Genomic DNA, 26399 nt, shown 5'->3' on the forward strand with positions numbered 1-26399 from the left:
AGAGCTCCCTTCCCCCTTAACAATCCCCCAACCCCTACGACGTGATAGGTGGCGACACTGCTTTGCTCTGCAAGCAAAGCGTCGCGTGGTTTGAAGGCAAATTAAAGATGCAGCTTTCGGTGCGTAAAATGCAAAACCGTCAAATTTGAAGTCAAATTTGCCCGAATCAAATTTAATCAAAAATTTAAGCCAAAAGGAGCGAAAATGCTTGGCAAAACGTTAAAGACAGTTGGAATAGTCGGCGCTTTGGCGCTATTTTTAGGTATATTTTTAAATTTACAAGGAGAACAGATGAATCATAAAACAAAAGAGCCTGCGGTCGCGAACAAAACTATCGTGCTAGCGGGCGGGTGTTTTTGGGGCACGGAGGCCTATCTCAAGCAGCTTCCGGGCGTGGTGAGCACCTACACGGGCTACGCAAACTCAAAGGTGCCAAACCCTAGCTACGAGCAGGTCTGCACGGGCGACACGAACGCCGCCGAGGCCGTCTGGGTCGAATACGACGAGTACGTGATCGACCTGCCGCATTTGCTCAAATTTTATTTTAACACCATCGATCCCACCAGCCTAAACAAGCAAGGCGGCGACCGCGGCACGCAGTACCGCACGGGCATCTACTACACCGATGCGGCAGACGAGGCGGCGATCAGGGCCTTTATCGCCGAGCAACAAAAAAACTACAAAGCACCCATCGTGACGGAGGTCGCGCCGCTAGAAAATATCTACAAAGCCGAGGAGTATCACCAGGACTATCTGGACAAAAATCCGCACGGCTACTGCCACGTGACCTTTGAAAGCCTGCCTAAAAAGGGCGAAATTTTGAGCGACAAAAAGCGCGATATGAAGCAAAATTTGCAAAACTACAAAAACAAAGACGACGCAACGCTAAAAAATGAACTAAGCGACATCTCATACGACGTCGTGAGGCACGCCGCGACCGAGCGCCCGCACAGCAGCGAGCTAAACGCTGAGGAGCGTATCGGCATCTACGTCGATATCACCAACGGTCAGCCGCTTTTTAGCTCGTACGATAAATTTGACGCGGGCTGCGGTTGGCCGAGCTTTACTAAGCCGATCGACGCGAGCCTGATCGCCGAAAAGTCCGATCTATCGCACGGCATGGTGCGCACCGAGGTCAAAACCGCGATGTCGGACTCGCACTTGGGGCATGTATTTGACGACGGTCCGCGCGATAAAGGAGGGCTAAGATACTGCATAAACGGCGCTGCGCTGAGATTTGTGCCAAAGGAGGAGATGGAGAAGGAGGGGTATGGGTATTTGATACCGTATCTTGACGCGCAGTATTCTTCTAAGTAAGGCTTGCCTCTTGCGCGCCTTTAAATGATTTCGTAAATTTCGCCCTGCGACAGACTATATGTCTAGTCTTGGGACGAAATTTACTTCAAAACATTTAAAATCATCGCAAGATACTTCGCCTTATCGTTTTACGTTCAAATTTGAAGTCAAATTTGTAAATTTCGGCTTCAAATTTTACCCGCCGAGACCCGCATCGCAAAAACGCTAATTCTTGTTTTTATGCCTTATTGTGAGTAAAATCTTTTTCGTCCACAAAGAAAGAATTTAAGAGATTTAAATTCGGCTAAAATTTATTCTTTATGTTCTTTTAGCGCCTTTATCCCCTCGCACTCTTTTAGTTCCGCAAAATCGGCGTGTAGTTTTTCGTGGATTTTAAAAATTTGTACGCCGACGTCGGCAAAATCGCGGTAATAATCCTTAAATCTTGGATCATTTTTTGACATTTCGATAAAATTTTTGACGAGCTCGCCAGCTTCTTTTACCATATTTACTATCAGTTCATCGCTTTTTTGTAGTAAATTATTTATGCTTTCGCCCATTAGCATTCTCTCCTTATACTGCTACATTCGCATCTATTTGTTTTTATATTTAGCTATTTTTTCACAGTAGTAAATGATATAGATAAATGTTATCATAGAAATATTTATCTCATTCTTAAGAAACAATACGCGGCAGTAAAATTGAAAAATATTTCGGCATTTTCGTAGCGCAAGCCTTATAAATGGTCGCTAAAAAGATAAGCGGTAAAATTTATTTAAATTCAAGTAAGCTAAACCGAGTCAAATTTCCGCTTGGATTTGCTTTCAAATTTAGCGAGCGTCAAATTTGCCCGCCAAAATCAAAAGCTAAGATTAAAGATAAAATTTAAGCCGTCGCCCCCTCGTTCATCGCGGCGTATTCTTCAAAAGTTCCTTTAAAATCGACGACCTCGCCGTTTCCTTTGAGGTGGATGATGCGGTTGGCAAATGCGTCGATGAGCTCGCGGTCGTGGCTCACGCAGATGACGTTGCCGACGAATTTATATAGCGCCTCGCCTAGAGCGATGATGGCTTCGAGGTCTAGGTGGTTGTTTGGCTCGTCTAGTACGAGTAGATTGCCGCGCTCTAGCATCAGACGGCTTAGCATTAGGCGGTGTTTTTCGCCTCCGCTTAGGCTGCCGACTGATTTTTCCTGTTCGGCGCCGCTAAATAGCATCCTGCCCAGGCACTTGCGGATCTCGTCTAGGTCCTTGTTGTTTTCGTCTTGCAGCCACTCGTAGAGTTTGAGCTCGCCGGTGATTTTGTTTGTCGTGTCCTGCGCGAAGTAGCTAGGCTCTATCGTAGCGCCCACGTGCACGTCGCCGCTATCCGGAGCGACCTCGCCGATGATGATTTTAGCCAGCGTGCTTTTGCCCACGCCGTTTGCGCCGATGATGGCGACTTTGTCGTTTTTTTCGAGCTTGAAGCTAAAATTTTCAAACAAAACCTTGTCGTATTTTTTGCTGATGCCGCGCGCCTCTAGGATCTCGTTGCCGATGTCGCGCTTGGTGCGGAAAAGTATGCTAGGATCGCGCCTGCTTGATACCTTGATCTCCTCGATATCAAGTTTATTTAGCTGCTTTTGACGGCTCGTGGCTTGGCGGGCTTTGCTTGCGTTTGCGGAAAATCGCGCGATAAATTTCTCTAGCTCCTCTTTTTCTTTTAGCTTTTTGTCGCGTTCCATCTCGTGCTGCTTTGCAACCAATGTCGAGGCGATGTACCAGTCGTCGTAGTTGCCGGCAAACTGCCTGATTTTCTTAAAATCCACGTCTAGGATGTGCGTGCAAACCGCGTTTAAGAAGTGGCGGTCGTGGCTTATTAGCACCATCGTGCCTTCGTGGCGGTTTAGCTCGTTTTCTAGCCATTTTATGCTCTCGATATCAAGGTTGTTGGTCGGCTCGTCGAGGAAAAGGATGTCGGGCTTTGGAAATAGCACTTGAGCGAGCAGGACTTTAAATTTATCCGAGTTTTCGACCTCGCTCATCGGTTTTTCAAAGTCGCTAAAGCCAAGCGAGCTTAGGATTTTTTCGATTCTCACTTCGTACTCGTAGCTAGGATCCTCCTCGGCGCTTATCATCTCAAGCTGCGCCAGGCGGTCGTTTATAGCGTCGGTAAACTCCTCGCTCATGTAGAGTTGCTCTTTTTCTTTGACGGCGTCGTAGAGGCGTTTGTTGCCGTATAGCACGGCATCTTTGACGCTAAAGTTTTCAAACGCGAACTGATCTTGACCTAGCACGCCTACTTTTAGCCCGTTTTCGATGACGATCTCGCCGCTGTTTGCTTCGATCTCGCCTGCAAGGATTTTTAAAAACGTCGATTTTCCAGCGCCGTTTGCGCCGATGAGTCCGTAGCGGTTGCCACGAGTGAGCTTTAAATTTACGTCTTCAAATAGCAGCTGCGCGTTAAATCTTATTAATAAATTTTTGACTTCAAGCATATTTACCCTTAAATTTTACTTTTAAAATCCTAGATTGTGCCAAAAAATCGTTTAAAATTAGTATAAAGACTTATCTAAGATCAAAAAACTTTTAAACAAAAATGTGATAAAATGAGCCAAAATTTATAGAAACGGAGCTTTTTTGCTTATGGCCGAAACGGCGCGAAAAATCTTGCGAAAAAATTCGCATGACGAGAGAGAGTGCGAAAAAAACGGTAGCAGATTTAAAGAGCTAAAAGCTCGGGTACAGATGGCGAAATTTGAGCAAAGCGCCGAGGAGAAGGCGCTTGCGGCGATTGCTCTTCCGCTACTTAGATTTTTTACTTGCTTGCAGATATTTTTACTATTTTTCGCTATTTATGCGCGCGTGCCTGCGCCGTTTTTGGCTGCTTATATTTTCTTGGCGACGGTTAGCATTTACGTGGTTCTTTGTTATGGCGAGGATCCGAGCTTTGCGGCAAATTTTATCCATCTCACTGTCATATGCCACGGATTTTTGGGCGTATTTTTATACGGCTGGGGTTGCGGCAACGAAAATTTCTTTATTTGGGGCATCGCGACTAGCTATTTGATTTTTATCGGTAAAAACCGAACCGTGCTTGCCATCATCATCGCCGAAGCCGCAGCTTACGCGGTTTTGTATATCTTAAGGGACAAATTCGGTATCGTAAATTTAGGCGCTAGCGGAGGCGTAATGTTCGTGGTGACGTTTGCGGCGATATTCGTATCGTTTGCTCGCCGTACGAACACGCTAAACTCGGTTTACGCAAAGAGTATAAACGAGGTCGCCTCGCAAAACGATAAGCTAGAATCCGCATCAAAATTTGACTTTTTAACCGGCCTTGATAATCGCCGCTATGCGCAGGAACAGTTTGACGAGATAGCGGAATATTTTCCGTATGAAAAGGTGCTGGTCGCGCTTGGCGATATAGACGATTTTAAAGTGATAAACGATACTTTTGGGCACGACGTCGGGGACGAGACGCTAAAAGAGATTGCGCGAATTTTACGCGAAAACTCGCGCGGAGAAAAAGATATCCTGTGCCGCTGGGGCGGCGAGGAGTTTTTGCTCGTAGCTTTAGTGCATGACGACGTTTCGGCTCATGAGATGGTAAAAAGGGTGCTAAAAAGCATAAACACTCTTAGTGCTCCAAACGGCAAAAAAATAGGCATAACCTTTGGCACTGCGGTGTTTGAAAGCGCGCGGGCAATGAGTCTAAACGAAATGGCAATCGTCGCGGATAAGCTTTTATACGAGGGCAAGAGGAGCGGTAAAAACTGCGTCAAATTTAAGGGATGCGGCGATGCTGCTTAACCTTTTTGCGAGGTACGGCTTTTATGTCAAACTTCGCGCGATGTTTGCGGCGTTTGGGCTTATTCACGCGATATATCTGGCGCTTTTTATCTACATAGGGCAGCCTTTACTCGCGTGCTTAAACATCCTTAGCGTCGCTCTTTATGCCGCTTGCGTTTATGCGGCGAAGGATCTAAAAACGGCCGCCATAGCCGTAGCGGCGGTTAGGATCGAGATATTTGCTCACGCTTTTATCTGCACGCTTGTTCTTGGCTGGGATTACGGATTTCAAAATATCATCTTAGCCCTCATGTCCATGGTGTTTTTCTCGAGCTTAGCTACAAAGGGCGTAAATAACTTTTTTGCGTATGCCAAAGGCGCGGCGTACCTATTTTTGTATTTTTACGCGAAGACTCCGCCGCAGCTCGCCGGAACGCAGGCAGAGTGCTTTTATATTTTAAATTTCATCGTCGTAGCGGCGTTTATTATCGTTTTGGTCGTGGATTTTTCTAGGACTTTTAGCGCAAAACTGCGCCAAGAGATGCTTGAGCGCCAAGAGAGGCTAAGCGAACTAGCCAACAAAGACCCGCTCACCGGCCTTTTAAATAGAAACGCATTTTACGAATTTGCCGTGCCGCGCATGCAGTTTTTGAGCTGCGATGCCAGCATCGTGCTGTGCGACATCGACGACTTTAAAAAACTAAACGACGCCCACGGGCACGCCTTTGGCGACGAGGCGCTAAAGATCATCGCGCACGCGATAAAAAGCAGTCTGCGCGAGGGCGATCTGGTGTATCGCTGGGGCGGCGAGGAGTTTTTGATATTTTTATCGGACATAAATCTCGAAAACTCGGAGCATATTTTTGAGCGCATCAGGCGCAAGATCGCCGAGACGCAGCTAGAATTTGAAGGCAAAAGCGCTAAGACGTCTGCGACCTTTGGGCTAGTTAACTTTAACGTCAAAGCCGTAAAAGACGTGGAAGCTGTGATAAAACAGGCTGATAAACTGCTCTACGAAGGCAAAAATAGCGGTAAAAATAAGGTCGTCGCTCAGGCTTTCGGTGGAGATTATCTTTAAAAACCTACGCCGGGAGCGGATCAAATTTAAATTTATCATTGGGGCTACTTAAATTTGAGTTAAATTTGACGAGTTTAAATTTGACCGCTAAAGGCAAAAACCTAGCTTTCAAAATCCTTTTGTAACCGCTAAAATTTGTTCAAATTTAAGTTGAGCCCGTAAAATTTCGCTAAAATCCCTCATAAAATCCACGCAATCAAAGGCCGAAACCAAAATGCGCATCGCAAAAATCAGCGCCAAAAATATCCTCTCGCGCTCCAAAATCGGCAGCGGAGGCTACGCGATCAACCCGTACGTAGGCTGCCCGCACGGCTGCATCTACTGCTACGCCGAGTTTATGCGCGGCGTCACCGGGCACGAGGAGGCGTGGGGCGAGTTTTTGGACGTGAAGGATTTTGGCGCGGCGAGCCTAGTTAAATTTGCCGCTTCGCACGGCGGCGAGCGCGTATTTATGAGCTCGGTCACCGACTGCTATAATTCGTACGAGGCGCGCTTTGGTGCTACGCGTAAAGTCCTTGAGGCGGTTGCGGTCTCGGATGTGAATCTACAAATTTTAACAAAATCAAGCCTCGTGACGCGCGATATAGGCTTGCTGCAAACCATGCCAAACGTCCGAGCGGGCGTGAGTTTGAGCGTGATAGACGAAAAACTGTGCCGCACGCTGGAGCCTCGCGCGAGCTCCGTAGCCGCAAGGATCGCAGCGATAAAAAAACTGCGCGCCGCGGGAGTGAAAACATATATCTTCGTCGCGCCGATTTTCCCGCAGATCACGCCCGTTTTTGATATCATATCCCGCTACGGCGATGCGGCGGACGAGATGTGGTTTGATAGGCTAAATCTCTATCCAAATTTTAGGGATAAAATTTTAGCTTTCATCGGGCGAAATTTTCCGGCGCTTTTGCCGCTTTATAAGCAAATTTATCTATTTGGAGATAATGGCTATTTTGAACGGCTAGCGGATGAGATCAGGCTAGCGGCGCAGGAAAAATTTGGAAGCGAGGGCGACGAGAGATTTAGGGTATTTTTCGGGCAAAGAAAGTCCGGCGCAGATAAATTTGAAAGGCGAAAATGAACGTAATTTTACGGCTTGGCATCGTAGTTTTGATCCTATATATCGCGCTTTTGGCGCTGCTTTATTTTTTTCAAGAGAGGCTGATATTTTTCCCGAGCAAGCTTGAGTCAAACCATGATTTTAGCTTTGACCAGCCTTTTGAGGAGATCAGACTAGACGCGGAGGGCACGTGGATAAGCGGCCTTAAGTTTTTAGCGCAGAGTAGGGACGGCGGGCAAATTTACGGCGACGCGCGCGACGGAAACGGCGAACGAAAGGCAAAAAAGGGCGCGGCGATATTTTTCCACGGTAATGCGGGCAACCTGCAAGGCTGGGGCAAGTATGCGCGGTATTTTACGGATTTGGGCTATGATTTTTATCTATTTGACTACCGAGGCTACGGCAAGAGCGGCGGCGAGATAGGCTCACAGGAGCAGCTTTACGCGGATACGGACGCGATGATGCAGGCGGTTTTGAGGGAGTATGACGCGGGCAAGGTTACGGCGGTCGGCTATTCTGTAGGTAGCGGACTGGCGGCTCGCGTGGCGCAGAAATACGGCGCTAAGCGACTAGTTTTGATCGCGCCCTATTTTAGCCTAGAGGAGCTAGCGCGGAAGAAAATGCCCTTCGTGCCGAAGTTTTTAATCAAATATAAAATCCCTACGTTTGAGTTTGTAGGCGGTTTTGGCCGGCCGGTGACGATATTTCACGGCGAGCATGACGAGCTAATCGGCGTGGATAACTCGCGCAGGCTATTTAAATTTCTAAAACTCGGAGATCAAATTTACGAACTAAACGCCGGACACAACGATATCCTAGGCCTAAGCGAGTTTTGGGAAAAATTAGCGCAGAAGCTAGGCGAGTAGGGCGGGGCTACGGCGGTAAATTTGACGCGGCTAGCTTGGTTAAATTTGACGAAAACGGGCGCTAAGGCCCGCTTTGCCTCCTAAAAACAAAACCTCTCGTCGGCTTTGTTTTGCTTGCGCATAGCTTTAAATTTAGCCAAATTTTCCTCATTTAAAAAATAATCTTTTTCTTTTTGCGCGCGTGCCTCTAGGGCTTCGATTGCTTTTGCAAGAGCCGCTTTTCTGTCTGCGTGAGGCGACCCAAACTCCGGTAAAAACATAGCTTCATAGACGTTTGCCTTGCTCCACTCAAGCGACTTTGCGGCGATATCTTGCTGCTTTTTGATGTCGCAAAACGCGTATGGATTTACCACGTCGCCCACTAGCTTGATAAATGCTCCTATCGCGCTTTTGACCTCAAAAAATCTACCGTCGTCTAAATTTATAATCTCTCTTAACAAGATCGCGCGGTTTTTAGCGTTGTAAAACCAAAACACCGCATCGTCGCGCAGGCCAAGATCGTAAGCGCGAGCCGAAAGCACGAAAAGAGTCATCGGCGTGACCATCTGAGGAGCGTCCTGCACGATCTTTTCTGCGCTTTTAAAGTCCTCTAGCGTGCCGCTTTTTAGTAGACCGTCAATCTTGTCGTAAACCTTTACATGTTCAGCCTTGCCGTCATTTGCCGAGTAGTACGGCGTCACGTAAATATCGATGCTCGTTACCTTGCCGTCACCAGCCGCCCATGCCGCCGCCGCGCCAAAACAAAGCGCCGCTAAAAAACGTAAAATTTTCATTTATAGATCCTTGACGTAAATTTTCGATGTTATTTTAACTAAAAAATATTTAAACGTCGCGTATAAATTTGAAGGGATAAAGTCCGCAAATTTGAGCGGACTTTGTAAATTTAGTTTTTAAAACTATGAATAGGCGCGGGGATCTGGCCGCCGCGGGCGATGAAGTCAGCCGAGGAGTTTTTATTTACGCTCATCACGGGCGCGCTACCGAGCAGGCCGCCGAATTCCAGCGTGTCGCCCTCTTTGCCCTTTGGGATTATGCGCACGGCGGTCGTTTTTTGATTTATCACGCCGATCGCGGCCTCGTCGGCTATGATCGCGGCGATCGTCTGCTCGGGCGTATCCTGCGGGATCGCGATCATATCAAGCCCCACCGAGCAGATCGCGGTCATCGCTTCGAGCTTTTCTAAATTTAGCGAGCCCGCGCGCACTGCGGCGATCATACCCTCATCTTCGGAGACGGGGATAAACGCGCCGCTAAGCCCGCCTACTTGGTTGCACGCCATAACGCCGCCCTTCTTGACCGCGTCGTTTAGCAGCGCTAGAGCTGCCGTCGTGCCGTGCGTGCCGACGCGCTCTAAGCCCATCTCCTCAAGCACGCGCGCGACCGAATCGCCCACCGCAGGAGTCGGAGCTAATGATAGATCGACGATACCAAATTTCACGCCCAGCCGCTCGGAGGCCATTTGGCCGACGAGCTGTCCGATGCGCGTGATCTTAAACGCCGTCTTTTTCACGGTCTCGGCGACCACGTCAAAGCTCGCTCCGCGCACCTTCTCAAGCGCGCGCTTAACGACGCCGGGGCCGCTGACGCCCACGTTTATGACGACCTCGGCCTCGCCCACGCCGTGAAATGCGCCCGCCATAAAGGGATTATCCTCGACGGCGTTGGCAAATACGACTAGCTTTGCCGCGCCCAGATCGGAAAGTCGCGCCGTCTCTTTGATCACGCGTCCCATATCGGCGACCGCACTCATATTTATGCCCGTCTTGGTCGAGCCGATATTTACCGACGAGCAGACCTTTTGCGTCGCGGCGAGCGCGGCGGGGATAGAGTCGATTAAAATTTTATCGCCCTTTGCGTAGCCCTTTTGCACTAACGCCGAAAAGCCGCCGATAAAATCGATATCGACCTTTTTGGCCGCCTCGTCCATCGCTTTTGCTAGTGGCACGTAGTCTGCAGCATCCGTCGCCGCGCCGATGATGGCGATAGGCGTTACGCAGACGCGCTTATTTACGATCGGGATGCCAAGCTCTGCCGAAATTTCATTACCGACCTTTACCAGATCGCGCGCCTTGTCGGTGATTTTTGCGTAAATTTTCTCCGCGGCTTTGTCGATGTCGGGATCGATGCAGTCAAGCAGGCTGATGCCCATCGTGATCGTGCGGATGTCGAAATTTTGCTCTTCGATCATCGCGATCGTTTCGGTTACGTTTTTGATGTCCATATCGGGGCCTTAGATGTTGTGCATGGCGTCGAAAATCGCCGAGCTTTGGATGTTGATTTTAACTTTTAGCTTTTCGCCAAGCTCGTTTAGCTCCTCGCGTAGGACCGTGAAGTCCTGCTTTTCCTCGCTGGAAACCACCGCCATCATCGTAAAAAACTCATCCAAAACCGTCTGGCTGATGTCGTCTATGTTTAGCCCAAGCTGCGCGAGCTTGGCCGAAACGCCCGCCACAATGCCAACCTTGTCCTTACCGATCACCGTTACGATCGCTTTCATCGTCGTTCTCCTAAATTTGTAAATTTGCGAGAGTTAAAGCCCAAATTTGAGTAAATTTGGGCTTTAGATTTTAAATTTTACTTCGAGCAAGCGCTCTTGCCGTCCATCACGGGCTGGATAGACGAGTTGTCTGCGCCGCCGTCATCGTTGATATTTTCGATTATCTCCCACAGCCTAGCCGCCGCTTTTTCGTAGCGTTTAGCCGTGACCGAGTTTGGCTCGTAAAAGCTCACCGGCTTGCCGCTATCGCCGCCAACCCTAACGGCAGGCTCGATAGGTATCTGAGCTAACACTTCGGTACCGTAGGCTTTTGCCACTTCCTCGGTCGTGCCTTTGCCAAATATATCATACTCCTTGCCGCTTTCAGGGCAGATAAATCCGCTCATGTTTTCCACGATGCCCGCGATCGGTATGTGAAGCTTCTCAAACATATCAAGTGCTCTTTTGCTATCATCTAGGGCTACTACTTGCGGCGTCGTGACGCACACGCCCGCAGTCACAGGCACGCTTTGAGCAAGGGTTAGCTGCGCGTCGCCAGTTCCCGGAGGCATATCCAGAAATAGCACGTCTAGCTCGCTCCAAAATACGTCTTTTAGCAGCTGCTCGATAGCTTTCATGATCATCGAGCCGCGCCAGATGAGGCTCATGCCTTCTTCCATTAGCACGCCCATACTCATCATCTCGACGCCGTGAGTTAGGATCGGTTTTAGCTTGTTGCCGACGACTTGCGGCTGCGTGCCCACTTCGCCTAGCATGCGAGGGATGTTTGGACCATATATGTCGGCGTCTAGGATGCCTACTTTTTTACCCAGCTTCGCCATCGAGATAGCTAAATTTAGCGTCGTAGTGCTCTTGCCCACGCCGCCTTTGCCCGAGCTTACCATTACGAAATTTTTGATCTGCGGAGCGATGTTTTTACCGCTTTGAGTGTTGCTTTTTTCTTCTGGGATTTTTGGCTGGATGATGCTAACAACGCACTCGTTTGAGCCCATCACGCGCTTTATATCCGTTCGCAGTTCGTTTGCTACGTCGGGATTTGAGCTTACGATCTCGACCTCGATTAAAATTTTCTCACCGATTTCGACGTTTTTTACGAATCCAAAGCTCACGATATCTTTCTCAAAGCCCGGATATATCACGCCTTTTAGTCTATTTAAGACATCCTCTTTACTTAACATTTTTCTCCTTCATTAGATTTTTTGAAATTTTATACGCGCAAAATTTAGGCCCGCACATCGAGCAAAATTCCGCCTTTTTAAACGACTCTTGCGGCAAGCTCTCATCGTGTAGCTCGCGCGCCCTTTCGGGATCTAGGCTTAGCTCAAACTGCCTGTTCCAATCAAATGCGTATCTAGCGTCGCTCATCGCGTGATCTCGCTCTATCGCGCCCGCCTTGCCTAGCGCGACGTCGGCTGCGTGAGCGGCGATCTTATGCGCTACGATGCCCTCTCTGACGTCGTTTGCGTTAGGTAGGCCCAGGTGCTCTTTAGGCGTCACGTAGCACAGCATGCTAGCTCCGTAAAAGGCCGCCATCGTCCCGCCGATAGCCGAAGTGATGTGATCATACCCCGCGCCGATGTCCGTAGGCAGCGGTCCTAGCACGTAAAAAGGCGCGCCGTGGCACAGCTCGCGTTCGATTTTCATATTATACTCTATTTGGTTTAAAGGAATATGACCCGGCCCCTCGATCATCACCTGCACGTTTTTCTCCCATGCGCGCAGCGTTAGCTCGCCTAAAACCCGTAGCTCGCTAAGCTGAGCTTCATCAGTCGCGTCGTATAGGCAGCCCGGACGCAGCCCGTCGCCTAGAGACAGCGCGACGTCGTGAGCGGCGCAAATTTCTAAAATATCGTCAAAGGCCTCGTAAAACGGGTTTTCTTTGTGATGGTGCATCATCCAGCTAGCAGTTAGGCTACCGCCGCGGCTAACGATACCCATCTTGCGTTTTGCGACCAGCGGCATAAATTTGAGCAAAAATCCCGCATGTATCGTAAAGTAGCTAACTCCTTGGCGCGCCTGCTTCTCAAGCGTTTTTAGGATGTCGTTTGCGGTTAAATTTTCGACCTCTTTTATGTCGTGGATGATCTGATACATCGGCACGGTGCCTATGGGGACGCTCGAGTTTGCGATTATGGCGCTTCTGATCATATCCAAATCGCCGCCCGTGCTTAGATCCATGACCGTGTCGGCGCCGTACTTTAGGCAAATTTGCAGCTTTTCAAGTTCGGCGCAGATATCGCTGCTTAGGCTTGAGTTGCCGATATTTGCGTTGATTTTGGTTTTGGCCTCCCTGCCGATCGCCATCGGGAGCAAATTTGCGTGATGGATGTTAGCTGGGATTATCATCTTGCCCGCGGCGACCTCGCTCCTAATGAGCTGGGGATCTAGCATTTCAGCTTGCGCTACGTAGTTCATCTCGGGCGTTATGACGCCTTTTTTAGCGTAGTACATCTGCGTCGGAGTTTTGTCGGCGGAGTCAAATTTGACCCGAAATTCTTTCATGTTTCGCTCCTTAAAATTTTGGTTCTAATCTTACTCAAAAAAGATAAAAACAAGCTTTTGGGATGTATAATATCGTAACACTTCGCCAAAGGAGAAATTTTGCTAGACGTTACGCTGATAATGCTCGGAGCCGGAAGCTCTAGCCGTTTTGAAATGCCCGTTAAAAAGCAGTGGTTGCGCGTCGGAAGCGATCCGCTATGGCTCTTTGCGGCTAAAAATTTAAGCTCGCACTACGCTTTTAAAGAGATAATCATCGCCTCAAACGAGGAAAAATATATGAGCAAATTTGCCCCGTCGTATCGCTTCGTAAAAGGCGGAGCGACGCGTCAAGAGAGCCTAAAAAAAGCTCTTAAACTCGTTCAAAGCGAATTTGTTTTAGTTAGCGACATCGCTCGTCCGATGATTAGCGCGGAGCTTTTTTCTCGCATAATAGGCGGCATCCAAAACGCCGACTGCGTCGTGCCTGCGCTAAAGGTGCCCGATACAGTTTATCTAGGCGCTGGCGTCGTAGATAGAGAGCAGATCAAGCTCATCCAAACTCCGCAGCTCTCGCGCACGGCGATGCTAAAAAGCGCGCTCGAATCAGGTCAAATTTACACCGACGATAGCTCGGCGATAGCGGCTGCGGGCGGTAAAATTTGGTACGTGCAAGGCGACGAAAACGCGAGAAAAATAACATTTAAAGACGATCTAGCCAAAATTTACGGCCTTAGCGCGCCCTCAAGCGAAATTTACGTCGGCAACGGTTTTGACGTGCATGCCTTTGAAGAAGAGAAAAAAGAGGGAAGTTTCGTAACAATCGGCGGCGAAAAAATCCCTTTTGAAAGAAATTTAAAAGCCCACTCCGACGGCGACGTGGCTATCCATGCGCTCATCGACGCGATACTGGGAGCGGGCGGACTAGGCGATATAGGCGAGCATTTCCCCGATACCGACGATAAATTTAAGGGAGCAGACTCGGCTGTGTTGCTAAAAGAAGCATATAGGCTCGTTCAAAGCGTCGGTTTTGAGCTTATCAACGCCGACGTCACCGTTATCGCCGAGAGGCCAAAGCTTAGTAAATTTAAATCCGCGATGGAAATAAACATTGCAAATGCGCTAAATTTAACCCCGAGCCGCATAAACGTAAAGGCCACGACGACCGAAAAGCTAGGCTTTACGGGGCGGGGCGAGGGCATAGCCGCCACGGCGTCGGCGAGTCTAAAAATTTACGACTGGACGCAAAAATAAAACGACGAAAGTAAAAAAATGAGAGTTTTGATAATAGAAAACGAAATTTACCTAGCCCAAAGCATCGCATCAAAGCTAGAAGATCTAGGCTACGAGTGCGAGATCGCAAGGAGCGCGGCGGAGGCGATGAAAAGCGAGCCCGAGCAGAGGGCAAAGGAGGGCGCCAAGGACGTACACTTTGACGTGGTGCTGCTCTCTAGCGCGTTTGCGGGCGACGACACGCTAAAAATCATACAAAAATTTAAAGATTCCGTCGTCATCCTGCTCATCACGTACATCAGTAACGACACCGTCTCGATCCCGATAAAAGTGGGCGCTAGCGACTACATACAAAAGCCGTTTATGATCGAGGAGCTGGTGCGAAAGATCAAGCATTTCGAGGAGTTTAGGAGGCTGCAAACGTTTATAAAAACCTATCAGGACTACCTAAACTATCATTTTAAGGCCGTCTCGGCGCTAAATTTCGACTTTAAGCGCATAAAGCTACCGCTTCTCATAAAGTGCAATAAAATGATAAATGCCGATAATTTCGTTTTCGAGTACGCAAAGGCGCTAAATTTGAGCTTCAAATACGTCCCGCTAGAGCCAGGCGTCGACGTAGAAGCCGTAGCCGCGGCAAATCCGCGCACGCTTTTGTATTTTTCAAATTTTCAAATTTTACGCCAAGAGGCCAAAAATCAGATCGTATCTCTCGCCGCTAAACGCAAGCTCATCGCTAGCTCAACCAATCCTAACGAAGAAGCGCCGATGGAGACGCTAAACATCGCAAGCGACGAGAAAAATTTCCAAATCGACGAAATTTTGACGATTGACGACTACATCAAGCACATCATCGTAAACTATCAGGACAAATACCCAGACACCGAGCTTAGCAAAAAGCTAGGCATCTCGCGCAAATCGCTTTGGGAAAAGAGGAAAAAATATGACGTCGTCAAGAAAAAATAACGCCGTTTGGATAAACGACGAGGCTTTCGGCGCGCTTGATCTCATAGAAAATCAAATTTTTAGCAAATTTAACCGCCTGATGAACGAAAAAGAGGCGAACGGGATCTATGAAACGGGCTTTTTAGCCGGCGAGCCGATGCCATATACTTTCGTCTTCGCTCCGCACGGCAAGCGCAATCAAGAAACGATAAAAAACGCCTCAAAGGGCGATCATATCGAGCTTATCAGCGGCGGTAAGGTCGTGGGATATATCGAGGTCGGCGAGGTATTTAAATTTAACGCCGAAAAAAGCTCGCAAAATATCTTTCGCGCGAACGAAGCCGCGCCCGCACAGCAAAGCCAAAGCGGCGAACTAGCCGTGAGCGGCGAGATAAAGATATACGACGACAAGTTAGCCGAGGTAAGAAAGCTCATCGAAGAGGTCAAAAGAGAGCAAAACGTCCGCAAGGTCTCGGCGATCATGCTAACCGCGGAGCCCTTTAACCGCGCGCACGAGCGCCTGATCAGGATGACGATAGATAAGTCCGATCTGGTGTTGCTATTTTTACTAAAAAGCCACGGCGCGGACGAGATGATGAGCTTTTCGCTCAAAAAAAGCGTGCTAGAATACTTCATCCAAAACTACATCCCCAAAAACCGCCTGATCATCGTGCCTTTTGAGAACTCAAATCTCTTTAGCTCGCACCTAAATCCGACGCTAGAGTGCATCGCGGCGCATAGGCTGGGTGCAGATAAGCTCATAGTCGGACAAAATCACGCGGGCATAGGGATGTTTTACGATCACAACGTCGCTCACACGGTGCTAGAGCGATATAAAAACGATCTAAATTTAGATATCGTCGTGCTGCCCGAGCTCGTCTACTGCGACGAGTGCAAGACGCTAGTTAGCACCAAGACCTGCCCGCACGGCCAGCATCATCACATCAAATACCACGCCCAGACGCTAAAAACGCTGCTGCTAGCGGGTATCTTGCCGCCTGCGATCCTCATGCGGCGCGATATCTCGGCGATGATACTGAGCGAGCTTTTCCCGAACCGATTTGAAAATATCCAAAAGCTTTGCGACGATCTTTTCCCTAGCAACGGACTGCTCGAAAAGCAGACGGAGAGGGAGTTTTACGAAAACTTGATGAAGCTTTATCAGACGACGTCGCTGACTTAAATCTGCTTTCGGCGGTTTTGGTAAAAGCGGTTAGTCTAGCAGGCGTTTTTTGCAGAGTCGGCAAATTTTAGCACGTGTCTTATATTTGTTAAATTTGAGCCGTAGGCGAAGCAAGGCATTTAAATTTGCTTCGCGGTACGATGTCTAAATTTCTCGCGCCCAAATTTATAATCAAGTTTTTGTAAATTCGTGCCTTAAATTTACTCGCCCAGATCCGCACCACAAAAACTCAAAATTTAGTATTGTTGATTTATGGCGTTAGGCTGCGGCTTTCTTTGCAAGAGACGTCGTGCCGTATTTGGCGTCAAATTTGATGTTTTAAAGGTGCGGGTTTTGCGCAGGGCGTGGGTATGCTTGCAGTCAAAATTTACGAGCCAAAAGCCTGGGTAAAATTTGCGTTTTTGCTTCAAATTTAGCGGCTCGTGCTTGCAAATTTGAAAATATCCGAGCTTGGCGCAAATTTGACGTCCGAATTTTGAAATTTGCAAGCTAAATTTGCTAAAATCGCACTAAAAATCGGCGAGTAAAAATGCGCCGTTTATGATTTAAATTTGATTTCAAGGAAAATTATGCAAAGGTTATTTTTAACGTTTTTCGGCGCCGGCCTAAGCCCCAAAGCTCCCGGCACGGTGGGCTCGCTAGCGGGCGCGATCGCGGCGTTTGGGATTTTGACGATCCTGCCAGCTTCCACGCTATTTTTGGTTTCGATTTGCCTTTTTTTGTATAGCATAAAGATTATCGACGATTATGAGGCGAAAACCGGCGTGCACGATCACGGCAGCATCGTGATAGACGAGGTTGCGGGCGTTTGGTTGGCGATATCTATCAGCGGCGCTACGGCGGTGCAGTTTGCTCTATCGGTAGTTTTTTTTAGGCTCTTTGATATCTGGAAACCTTCCGTGATCGGACGTATCGATAGGGATGTCAAGGGCGGACTCGGCGTGATGGGCGACGATATGCTAGCAGGGCTTTTTGCGGGGCTTCTTAGCGCGATTTGCTACGAGGCCGTGACGAAGATCGGGCTTGACTACGAGTGGATTAAATTTGAGCTGCCGTTTGTAAAATAAAATCGTAGCGGCTCTCAAAGCCAAGGCGCTTTTATTGGTTCTTGGCTTAAATTTGCCTTTCAAGCGCTACTTCTGCGTCAAATTTGGTTGGGTAAAAATAAAATCGTCTGCTTAAAAATCAAACGGCGGCGTTAAATTTGACGCCTGATTTACTTCTTTCTTTGCGAGGTTCCAAGCTGTTCGTAGTAGTCTATCTCGGCTACGTATTCGGGATTTTTCTTTTTTAGCTCGTTGCTCATAAGGGCTATCAGCTTTGCGTCGGCGTTTTTGTGAGAGGCCAAAATCGTAATGAAATTTAGATAAGCTTTTGCATCGCTTGGGGCCTTGCCGTTTTGTTTGGACGGGATTTTAAACGAAGCGGCGAAAATTTTTAAAGCCGCAAAAAGATCGTTTTTATCGCTTTTTGGATTGCCGGCGATGTCGATTAGATCTTGCAGGGTGAGCTCTTTTTCCTCTTTTGCCGCGGGAGTATTTTGAGTGGTTTTGTCGCCGTGTTTAAATTTGACGACGAGAAAAATTAGCGCGGCGACGATTATTAAAAAAATCGCCGCCAAAATCGCTATTATGAGGGTTTGATTCATTATAATTTTACTGTTTTATCGGGCTTTCTAAAATACGCCAAAACCGCGATCAAGACCATCAAAAGCGCGCCCACCCATACGAAAGTCGGCACCGGTATCGGCTCGCCCGCGGCATACGAGTGCATACCGCTTAGGTAGAAGTTTACGCCAAAATAGGTCATTATGATCGACCAATAAGCAAACATCGAAGTCACGGCAAATGCGTACTGGCTGTTTAGTTTAGGGATAAATCTGATATGTAAAACCGCCGCATAAACTAAAATAGAAACAAGCGCCCACGTCTCCTTGCTATCCCAGCCCCAGTAGCGACCCCAGCTTTCGTTCGCCCAAACGCCGCCTAGGAAGTTTCCCATCGTAAGTAGGCTAAGGCCTAGTATCATCGCCATCTCGTTTATACGCGTGGCTTCTAGGATATTTCGCGAAATTTCCTTATGCTCCTTGCCGCCTTGCAGAGCAAAAAGCACGAGCGTAAACATACCAAGTAGCGAGCAAAGTCCCAAAAATCCGTAGCTAGCTGTTATGACTGAAACGTGGATCGTTAGCCAGTAGCTCTGAAGTACCGGCACTAGAGTGGTGATCTGCGGATCCATCCAGCTAAGGTGTGCGACAAATAGCGTAACGCCGGCTAAAATCGAGGTTAACGCCATGGCTATCGGGCTTTGGCGCGAGAACACGAGGCCCGATAAGCTAAGCGCCCAAGCGATATATATCATCGACTCGTAGGCGTTGCTCCACGGTGCGTGCTCAGCGATATACCAGCGTATGCCAATACCGAAAGTGTGTAGTAAAAACGCCAAGATATTTACGCCGTAAACGATACCAAATAGCCATTTTATATTTAGTTTAGGCCTTGCCATCTTAGCAAATACGAAGCATAAAAGCCCAAATCCTGCCAAAAGATATATCGGCGTTAGCGACTCGAAAATTTTATATTCGTTAAAAAACAGCTCCATCTCGACGCGTTTTTCGCCTGGGATGACCGCTTTGCCGTGCTCTTGTTGATAGGTTTTTATCTCGGCTAGAGCTTGATTTGCTCGGCGCCAGTTGTTGTTTTCTGTAGCTTCGGCAACGCCAGTGAAATAGCTCCTTAGCATCCTGCCGATCGGCTCGCTCTCGTTTTTAGGAAGGTATATCATAGCCGAAGCTATACCGTACCATTTGTTGTTTGGATCATCCATCTTTGGAAACATCGTAAAGACTTCGCCTATAAACACCATATAAAGGATATTTAGACGCTCGTCCACCTTTTGCAGGTCTTTATCGAACGTTCCGCGCTCACCCGGAGTTTTGCGGTTTGCGGCTTCGGCAAATTTGTTTAGTTTGTAGATGATTTTACCGTCTTTATCGCTTGCAAAAAAGTCATTATAGCTCGCGTATTTGGCCTTTTCGTCTATGCCGATTAGTTTTTTTAGCTCTTTATTTCCGACGTAGATTATCGGCACGTCGCGCCAGTACGGGGCGTTTACCATCATCGAAAGTATGGCTTGGTTTGCGTTTAGGCCGTCTAGAGTATCGCCGCGGTGGATTTTGTTTAAAATTTCCCTTGCTACGGTGTCAAAAGGCTTCATTCTTCCGTCGGCGCTTTGGATGATTAGCGTCGAAAGCTCTTTGGCATGGTTTACGTCGATATTTCTAGCGTTATCGACCGCATAAGTTTTGCTTGGGGCAAATGCCGTAAAACAGGCAATTAGCGCAAAGCTAGCGACTTTTTTAACGGCATCTTCGTTTATCATTTTAGCTAGTTTTCTAAAGCGCGAGCGAGGATTTACGACGTTAAAAAATAGTCCTAGTCCTAGCAAAAAGTAGCCGACGTAGGTCGGAATCTTGCCCGGGTCGCGGTTTACCGATAGTACGGTGCCAAGCTCGTCTTGGTCGTAGCTGCTTTGGAAAAATCTATATCCGTCGTGATCTAGTACGTGGTTCATATAAATTTTATACGGGTAGTTTCCGGTCCTAGAGTCCTCGACGATGACGTCGCTAGAGTAGCTCATCGGCGAATTTGAACCCGGATAACGCTTAAGCTCGAAGTCCTCAAGTTTTAACGAAAACGGAAGTTCGACCATCTTTGAGCCCCAGTAAACGTTAAAAAGCACGCCGTCGATCTTAGCTTTAGCCGGTATGTAGCTGTTTTCGTAGAGCATGAGCTGCTGAGTTTGCCCGTCAAACGCCAAATTTGCCACCAATGCGTCGTATTCGCCGTTTTTGCTCACGACTCTCTTGGCCGCCTTGGTTAGCAATGATTTTGGAACGAAATTTACGTCCGTGACCGTATAGAGCTGCATCGGTAAAAACTCTGTCGCTTGGTCTTTCGCGTACTCGCCTTTTTCATTTGTCGCCATCGTAAAGTAGCCGATATTTTGGTTTGATGTTATGTAAAATTTGCCCTCTTTTAGCTCGATTTTGACGAAATTTTCAAGTAGCGGCTGCGCATCGAATGCAAAGCTAACGCCGCCCACCTCGCGAGTTTCGCCGGCTTGCAGGCTTATTTCCTCTTTTGAGTCAGGGCTTGAGACCGCAAGCCTAACGAGCGGCTCGCCTTTTTCCGCTTCGTAGTACTCGGTTTCGGCCTTTTTGTAGTATCCGTCAAAGGTTAAATTTGCTTTTTTCCCCGCGATTTCAAGCGGCAAGTTAAAGTCGTTTGAGCCGACGGAAGTGATTTGTTTCGGGATTGAGTTTGAGTAAATTTGACCGTCTTTTTCGGCTGCGATTTCTATCCTAGAAACGGATCCGAATACCGCGTTTGAAGTTTCGTTTTCTCTGATGTGGATGTTGCCCTCAAAGCCTAGATATCGCGTCATCGCCGCACCTAAAAGCATAAACAAAAAGCTAACGTGAAATATCAAAACAGGTAGTTTTTCTTTTCTTAAAAGGTTGTATCTAAAAATATTGTAAGCCAAATTTATGCCTAAAAGCACCTGAACTAAGGCGAACCAACTCGCTCCGTAAACCGCCGCCCACGCGCTTTTTGTGTCGTAGTAGCTTTCTATTATCGTCGCCGCGCCGCTACCGATAGCAAATATAACAAGTAGCACGACGGCCGACGTCATACTGAAAAATAGGGATTTTAACTCGCTCAAAACAGATCCTTGAACATAAATTTAGTAAATCAAAATGCACATTATAGTAATTTTTTTTAAATAATCTTACTTTTTAGTTATTATTTTATGATAATTTTTCGTCTTTAAGTTTAAATAAATTTAATATAAACTCAAATTCGCTAAAGCCGTCCGTGCTCATAAAGTGCCCGCCTTTTTCAAAGATATCGGGCGTTACGCCTAAATTTAGCGCGACCTTTAGGCTAAGCTCGCAAGGCACGATATAGTCGTCTTTTGCGGCTATTACTTTTATTAAATTCGCCGCCGTTTTTATCTTTTCGTAGGCGATTTGCGGCTTGCAAAACTCATCTAAAATCGCAAATTCCTTAATCGGCTCGTCAAACGGCGAGATGAGAACTAGACCGCCAAATTTCGGCAAATTTGCAAAACCGCTAAGAAAATTTAGGCTAGTTATCGTGCCCAGGCTGTGAGCGATGATGAATGAATTTTCGCATAAATTTACGTTTTGCTTCATCGTTTCTAGCCATTCGCTTAGCTTTGGCGTTTGGGGGTTTGGCATCTTTAAAATTTCCACCTCGGCAAGGCCGCGCACTTTATCTTTAAACCAAGAAAACCAGTGGCTTTGCGGAGAAGCGTCGTAGCCGTGAATGACGTAAATTTGCTTTTTCATTAAATTTGCCTTTTTGAAAAAATACGCGAATTATATACAAATAAAATTAAAATAATTTTTGACGTAAACCGCAAGAATACTTTTTAAGTTATAAATTTAAGTAAACTGTGACTCAAATATCATCATCCTTTAAAATTTGATATTTGTAAATTTAGCAAATTTGAAGTTAAATTTAAGTTTTTACCCTAAAAAACGAAATAGTCGTTATCAATTAAAATTTATATTGATACGAAAAATTTACGTATAATTTACGTTGATTATTTAAGATTTCAGCAAATTTATTTCAAAAAGGGAGAAAAAATGGATACTTCGAGGCGAAATTTCTTAAAAGCATCCACCGCCACAGGCTTGCTTGCGATGACTTACGCGCCCGGTACTTTAGGCGCCGTCGGTGCCAAAGCGCTAGAAGGCGGCGATAAGACCGTTTATAGTTTTTGCGAGATGTGCTCTTCTCGCTGTCCTATCGAGGCCAAGGTCGTAGACGGCAAAAACGTCTTTATCCAAGGCAACGGCAAGGTAAGCGGCACGGCGACTTCCGTGTGCGCAAGGGGCGGCAGCGGGCACAATCAACTCTACGATCCGCAGCGCATCGTAAAACCGCTCATCAGAGTAGGCGAGCGCGGCGAAAACAAGTGGCGAGAGGCGAGCTGGGACGAGGCGCTAGATCTAGTCGCTAAAAAAATGCTAGAAATCAAGGAAAAATACGGGCCGGAGAGCTTTGTGTTTACGGCAAAATCAAGCCAAACGCACAAGCTAATGACGACCTTTGCCAGCGCATACGGCTCGCCTAATTGCTTCTCGCACCTATCTTGTTGTCCCGTAACCTATCAGATGGTTTGTACGCATATGTACGGAGATGCGAAGCTAAAAAGAGACTTCGGCAATGCAAAATACGTCGTAAATTTCGGGCACAATCTTTTTGAGGGTATCGTCATCGCCGACGCTAAAAAGCTGGCTAAGATGGCCGCTAAAGAAGATACGAAGCTGCTAGTTTTAGATCCGCGCTTTAGTGTCGTAGCCTCAAAAGCCGACGAGTGGCTACCCGTAAAACCGGGCACCGATCTGGCATTTGTTTTAGCTCTCATCCATACGTGGATCAAAAACGGCACGTACGATAAAGAATTTATAGAGAAATTTACGATCGGATTTGATAAAGTCGTAGAAGCAACCAAAGACACCACTCCGCAGTGGCAAGAAAAAATCACGGGCATCCCCGCTAAAACCGTCGAGCGCATCGCGGGCGAAATCTGGAAAGCCGCACCTAAAGTCATCATCGACTTCGGCCACAACACGACTACCACTAGAGCTGAGTATATCCGCACTAGAGCTATAATGACCGCAAACGCGATGATGGGCAACTGGGAGAAAAAGGGTGGAATTTTCGGCGGCAAAAAGGCTAAGCTATATAATACTTTAGCAGGCGAAGAGCTAATCCCCGAGATCACGAACCCGGACGCCGCGATAAAAGTGCCTAAAACCCCTAGGATAGACGGCGCGGGCGAGGACGGGGTAAATAAATTCGTCGGCAGGAGTCACGGCGTTTTGATGCAAATTCCGCAAGCTATATTAAGCCAGAAGCCTTATCCGGTAAAAGGCTGGTTTAGCATAAGATTTAATCATCCTATAAACGTCGCAGGCACGGAAACTACGATAGAAAGCCTTAAAAAGCTTGACTTTATAGTTTGTTCGGATATTTATATGAGCGATTTTGCGATATGGGCGGACGTGATACTGCCTGAGAGCACCTATTTGGAGCGCGACGAAGGCATCGAGGATAAATCGGGTCAAAAACCTGCGTATATGATAAGAAATAAGGTCGTAGATCCCGTCGGCGACACCAAAAACGGCTACGATATCTTTAGGGAGTTAGCCCGCAGGATGAAAATAGACGAGCTATATACTTCAAATACGATGGACGAGTGGCGAATGCGACAAGTAAAGGGAAACGCCGAGCTGTTGGCAAAGCTGGTTAAAGACGGCTACGTCACGTGGAAGGTACCGGGGATTTTGTTTAGAGAAAAAGATAGTGTAAAAGAATTTACTAAAAAATTTCCTAGCGCGGCGCAGTTTGTGGGCGAAGACGGGCTTATGGAGTCGCAGGTAAAATTTAAAACCGAAAGCGGCAAAATAGAGCTTTTTAGTGAAAAAGTGGAAAAACAGTTTCCTGGGTACGGCTGTCTAAATTCCGAGGGCATGGATGTATTTTTCGGCGAGGAGCTTTGTCTAATGAGCGGCAAAACGCCGATACATACCAACGGACACACGCAAAACGTCGAATTTTTAAACGACCTGATGAGTAGCGCGCCCGTCTGGATACACCCTAATACCGCGAAAAAATACGGGCTAAAAGATGGCGACAAAATAACCCTGCAAAGCAAAACCGCAAAAGAAAAAGCAAGCGTGATGCTGACTGAAGGCATCAGGGAGGATACGCTTTTCGTCTATCACGGTTTCGGTCACGAAAGCGCGGGACTAAAGCGTACGAACGGCGTGGGAACTAATCAAAGCAAGTTGCTAGATCCCTCTGTGATCGGCCCCGTCGCCTCTACGATGGTACGAAACGTCGGCGTCAAGATAATAAAAGCGTAAAGGAAAAAAGATGAAAAAAGCGTATAGAATGATACATGACGAAAACCTCTGCATAGGCTGTCAGGCTTGCTCGGTGGCTTGCAGGAGCGAAAACGAAGTGCCTAGAGGCGTTTTTAGACTTCAAGTCCATTCGCAGATAAAGGGCAAATTTCCAAATTTAAAAACCGACTTTAGCAGACACAGCTGCGTGATGTGCGAGGACGCTCCGTGCGTGGCGGTTTGCCCTACTGGAGCTAGCTTTCAGACGGCTGAGGGTATCGTGCTGCTAGATCACTCTACCTGCGTATCTTGCAAATACTGCATCCTAGCCTGTCCTTACGACGCTCGCTACGTCGAGCCAAAAACCGGCGAGATAGGCAAATGTACGTTTTGCTTTGAAACTAGAGTGAGCATTGGCGAGCAGCCTGCGTGCGTGACCGTTTGTCCGACCGATGCTTTGGCGTTTGGCGATATAAACGATCCAAACAGCGAAGTAAGTAAAATTTTAAATACCAAAACTCACTACTATCCTAAAGCCGAGCTTAAAACCAAACCTAAGCTTGCTATGATAGCTAACCGCAAAGGAGGAAGCCATGAATAATATGTGGGGAAGCGTAGCGCAATATAATGAAATTTACTGGCCGTGGCCGATAGCGGTTTATCTATTTTTAGCGGGTTTGTCCGCAGGCGCGATGATGGTTGCATTGCTTGTTAAGTGGAACTACCACAAAAAACAAGACGGCAGTATCTGGGACGCGATGGTAAAGGCGGGCGCTCTAGTGGCTCCTATAACGATTACCGTGGGCCTTGCGCTTTTGGTGCTTGACCTTGGCAAACCGCTTAGTTTTTACTGGATTTTGATTAAGTATAACTTTGGTTCGGTTATGTCTATCGGCGTTGCGTTATTGCTACTTTATACGCCGCTGGCTTATCTTTTTGCGGTGATTATTTTTGAAGAAGAGATAGAAAAGTATAAAATTCTAGCGATTTTACGTCCTATTTCTAGGCTGATTCGCTCTTTCGCGCCTCTTTCAAAGATAGTCGAGATGGCGCTTTTCGGCCTTGCGATCGGCGTAGGTATATATACGGGCTTTTTGCTTAGCGCGATTACGAAGCTTCCGCTTTGGAACACGCCGATTCTACCGATCTTGTTCCTAACCTCAGGCTTTAGCTCGGGCGTAGCGACAAACATCTTGGTCGGACTTTTGTGCTTCAAGCGCCTTCTTAACGAAGACAACGTGAAGTATCTTTTGGTTATGGACTTGCGCGCCGTAATTTTTGAGATACCGCTTATAGCTATACTATTTTTGGGACTATATTTCGAGGGCGGAGCTAGCGCGGTCGCCGCAAAACAAGCTCTAAGCACCGGACAATACGCGTTAATATTCTGGATAGGCGTCGTGGGTATCGGACTTTTAACGCCTATCACCATAGCGCTAACGGCTCTTAAAAATCACGCTTATAGAGTGGGCTACATCATAGCAAACTCTCTTGTAGTTATCTGCGGCGTCGTGATGCTAAGATACTATATAGTTTATGCCGGTCAAGTTTTCACGGGCGCGTGAAATTTAGACTAAACTATACGCATTAGGCTCGGTAAACTCGCCGAGCCTTTTTAAGATTTTAAGATACTTGTCAAGGATTATTTTTGATAATGTAGTGTTGTGAGATTATGAAAGCTCGATTATATCGAGGTTTTGTCAATGAAAAATATTTTTTATTTTTGTGTGTTTTTGGGTTAGCATTGTCTTTCAAAATGAGGGGTGTCTATAAAGTTTTTGAAATTACCGCCCCATTTGTTGCTTTTATCAAGGGTTTCCCAATAGTCACCTATACTTTGAAGCTCTGATTTTAATTGTAGCCATTTATTATCTTTGAATATGTGTAAATCAGCAGCACATCGTTTTAGGTGCATTGAATTATAAGTTTTTGATTTACCCTCTTTGATATAGATTTCTTGTTGTGCCTGCGTGCGCTCGACTTCGCCCAATCTGATTGTATAGCCATTGTCGATTAGGTGGTTTAAAAGTTTTACGAGGTCTTGAGTAAATTTCTCTTGAT

At 47.1% G+C, this 26399-nt stretch carries 23 protein-coding genes; 12 read left to right on the forward strand and 11 right to left on the reverse strand.

Going from position 1 to position 26399, the window contains the following annotated elements; genetic code table 11:
• Positions 1-204: 204 nt before the first annotated feature.
• Entirely contained in the window at positions 205-1317 is a 1113-nt protein-coding gene (gene msrA / locus ACTTJF_RS01335; protein ID WP_442550419.1) for a peptide-methionine (S)-S-oxide reductase MsrA, read from the forward strand.
• 290 nt (positions 1318-1607) lie between these two features.
• Here msrA and ACTTJF_RS01340 read toward each other — a convergent pair whose 3' ends face one another.
• Together ACTTJF_RS01340 and ACTTJF_RS01345 are read right to left on the reverse strand one after the other, a co-directional pair.
• Positions 1608-1862, reverse strand: coding sequence for a chemotaxis protein (locus ACTTJF_RS01340; protein WP_442550420.1), 255 nt, complete (start codon positions 1860-1862; stop codon positions 1608-1610).
• A gap of 319 nt (positions 1863-2181) precedes the next feature.
• Positions 2182-3771 carry an ABC-F family ATP-binding cassette domain-containing protein gene (locus ACTTJF_RS01345; protein WP_442550421.1) on the reverse strand — a complete coding sequence of 530 codons (1590 nt, stop codon included), beginning with the start codon at positions 3769-3771 and terminating at the stop codon, positions 2182-2184.
• A 148-nt stretch (positions 3772-3919) separates the two neighbouring features.
• On the opposite strand from ACTTJF_RS01345, the gene ACTTJF_RS01350 reads away from it, so the two are divergent.
• The 4 genes from ACTTJF_RS01350 to ACTTJF_RS01365 all read left to right on the forward strand — a co-directional run bounded on the left by ACTTJF_RS01350 (position 3920) and on the right by ACTTJF_RS01365 (position 8060).
• Positions 3920-5086: a GGDEF domain-containing protein gene (locus ACTTJF_RS01350; RefSeq protein WP_442550444.1), complete on the forward strand. Its 1167-nt coding sequence runs from the start codon at positions 3920-3922 to the stop codon at positions 5084-5086.
• Positions 5076-6143: a GGDEF domain-containing protein gene (locus ACTTJF_RS01355; RefSeq protein WP_442550422.1), complete on the forward strand. Its 1068-nt coding sequence runs from the start codon at positions 5076-5078 to the stop codon at positions 6141-6143. Before ACTTJF_RS01350 ends, ACTTJF_RS01355 begins: the two co-directional genes overlap by 11 nt.
• A gap of 214 nt (positions 6144-6357) precedes the next feature.
• Positions 6358-7215: a radical SAM protein gene (locus tag ACTTJF_RS01360; RefSeq protein WP_442550423.1), complete on the forward strand. Its 858-nt coding sequence runs from the start codon at positions 6358-6360 to the stop codon at positions 7213-7215.
• Positions 7212-8060: an alpha/beta hydrolase gene (locus ACTTJF_RS01365; RefSeq protein ID WP_442550424.1), complete on the forward strand. Its 849-nt coding sequence runs from the start codon at positions 7212-7214 to the stop codon at positions 8058-8060. Before ACTTJF_RS01360 ends, ACTTJF_RS01365 begins: the two co-directional genes overlap by 4 nt.
• A gap of 80 nt (positions 8061-8140) precedes the next feature.
• Here the strand turns inward: ACTTJF_RS01365 and ACTTJF_RS01370 are convergent, their stop codons facing one another.
• The 5 genes from ACTTJF_RS01370 to thiC all read right to left on the reverse strand — a co-directional run bounded on the left by ACTTJF_RS01370 (position 8141) and on the right by thiC (position 13059).
• Positions 8141-8833, reverse strand: coding sequence for a cytochrome-c oxidase (locus tag ACTTJF_RS01370; protein WP_442550425.1), 693 nt, complete (start codon positions 8831-8833; stop codon positions 8141-8143).
• 110 nt (positions 8834-8943) lie between these two features.
• Complete coding sequence (locus tag ACTTJF_RS01375; RefSeq protein WP_442550426.1) at positions 8944-10281, reverse strand: PFL family protein; 1338 nt, start codon at positions 10279-10281, stop codon at positions 8944-8946.
• 9 nt (positions 10282-10290) lie between these two features.
• A complete protein-coding gene (locus ACTTJF_RS01380) occupies positions 10291-10557 on the reverse strand; it encodes an ACT domain-containing protein (RefSeq protein ID WP_442550427.1) in 267 nt (88 codons plus the stop codon).
• A 77-nt stretch (positions 10558-10634) separates the two neighbouring features.
• A complete protein-coding gene (locus tag ACTTJF_RS01385) occupies positions 10635-11735 on the reverse strand; it encodes a P-loop NTPase (protein WP_442550428.1) in 1101 nt (366 codons plus the stop codon).
• On the reverse strand, positions 11725-13059 hold the full coding sequence (thiC, locus tag ACTTJF_RS01390; protein ID WP_442550429.1) for a phosphomethylpyrimidine synthase ThiC: 1335 nt from the start codon (positions 13057-13059) through the stop codon (positions 11725-11727). The genes ACTTJF_RS01385 and thiC overlap by 11 nt, the downstream gene beginning before the upstream one ends.
• Positions 13060-13158: 99 nt before the next feature.
• Here thiC and ACTTJF_RS01395 point away from each other — a divergent pair, with 99 nt between their 5' ends.
• The 4 genes from ACTTJF_RS01395 (at position 13159) to ACTTJF_RS01410 (ending at position 17463) form a co-directional block, all read left to right on the forward strand.
• Positions 13159-14289 carry a bifunctional 2-C-methyl-D-erythritol 4-phosphate cytidylyltransferase/2-C-methyl-D-erythritol 2,4-cyclodiphosphate synthase gene (locus ACTTJF_RS01395; RefSeq protein ID WP_442550430.1) on the forward strand — a complete coding sequence of 377 codons (1131 nt, stop codon included), beginning with the start codon at positions 13159-13161 and terminating at the stop codon, positions 14287-14289.
• A gap of 18 nt (positions 14290-14307) precedes the next feature.
• On the forward strand, positions 14308-15234 hold the full coding sequence (locus ACTTJF_RS01400; protein ID WP_442550431.1) for a response regulator: 927 nt from the start codon (positions 14308-14310) through the stop codon (positions 15232-15234).
• Positions 15212-16396, forward strand: a complete 1185-nt coding sequence (locus ACTTJF_RS01405; protein ID WP_442550432.1) for a sulfate adenylyltransferase — start codon at positions 15212-15214, stop codon at positions 16394-16396. The genes ACTTJF_RS01400 and ACTTJF_RS01405 overlap by 23 nt, the downstream gene beginning before the upstream one ends.
• A 569-nt stretch (positions 16397-16965) precedes the next feature.
• Entirely contained in the window at positions 16966-17463 is a 498-nt protein-coding gene (locus ACTTJF_RS01410) for a phosphatidylglycerophosphatase A family protein (RefSeq protein WP_442550433.1), read from the forward strand.
• Positions 17464-17612: 149 nt separating this feature from the next.
• On the opposite strand, the gene ACTTJF_RS01415 is transcribed toward ACTTJF_RS01410, so the two are convergent.
• The 3 genes from ACTTJF_RS01415 to ACTTJF_RS01425 all read right to left on the reverse strand — a co-directional run bounded on the left by ACTTJF_RS01415 (position 17613) and on the right by ACTTJF_RS01425 (position 21770).
• Positions 17613-18044, reverse strand: coding sequence for a fatty-acid--CoA ligase (locus tag ACTTJF_RS01415; protein WP_442550434.1), 432 nt, complete (start codon positions 18042-18044; stop codon positions 17613-17615).
• Entirely contained in the window at positions 18044-21121 is a 3078-nt protein-coding gene (gene ccsA, locus ACTTJF_RS01420; protein WP_442550435.1) for a cytochrome c biogenesis protein CcsA, read from the reverse strand. The genes ACTTJF_RS01415 and ccsA overlap by 1 nt, the downstream gene beginning before the upstream one ends.
• An 85-nt stretch (positions 21122-21206) precedes the next feature.
• The gene (locus ACTTJF_RS01425) at positions 21207-21770 is read right to left on the reverse strand and encodes an RBBP9/YdeN family alpha/beta hydrolase (protein WP_442550436.1); all 564 of its coding nucleotides are present in this window, start codon (positions 21768-21770) and stop codon (positions 21207-21209) included.
• A 300-nt stretch (positions 21771-22070) separates the two neighbouring features.
• On the opposite strand from ACTTJF_RS01425, the gene phsA reads away from it, so the two are divergent.
• The 3 genes from phsA to nrfD are packed head-to-tail and all read left to right on the forward strand — an operon-like array spanning position 22071 to position 25903.
• Positions 22071-24359, forward strand: coding sequence for a thiosulfate reductase PhsA (phsA, locus tag ACTTJF_RS01430; RefSeq protein WP_442550437.1), 2289 nt, complete (start codon positions 22071-22073; stop codon positions 24357-24359).
• 10 nt (positions 24360-24369) lie between these two features.
• Positions 24370-24939: a 4Fe-4S dicluster domain-containing protein gene (locus ACTTJF_RS01435; RefSeq protein ID WP_315016363.1), complete on the forward strand. Its 570-nt coding sequence runs from the start codon at positions 24370-24372 to the stop codon at positions 24937-24939.
• Entirely contained in the window at positions 24932-25903 is a 972-nt protein-coding gene (gene nrfD, locus ACTTJF_RS01440; protein ID WP_442550438.1) for an NrfD/PsrC family molybdoenzyme membrane anchor subunit, read from the forward strand. Before ACTTJF_RS01435 ends, nrfD begins: the two co-directional genes overlap by 8 nt.
• 173 nt (positions 25904-26076) lie before the next feature.
• Here the strand turns inward: nrfD and ACTTJF_RS01445 are convergent.
• The coding region (locus tag ACTTJF_RS01445; RefSeq protein WP_442550439.1) for a M15 family metallopeptidase at positions 26077-26399 on the reverse strand (323 nt) is incomplete at its 5' end.

This window comes from Campylobacter sp., from assembly GCF_052170435.1.
Lineage (GTDB): Bacteria > Campylobacterota > Campylobacteria > Campylobacterales > Campylobacteraceae > Campylobacter_A.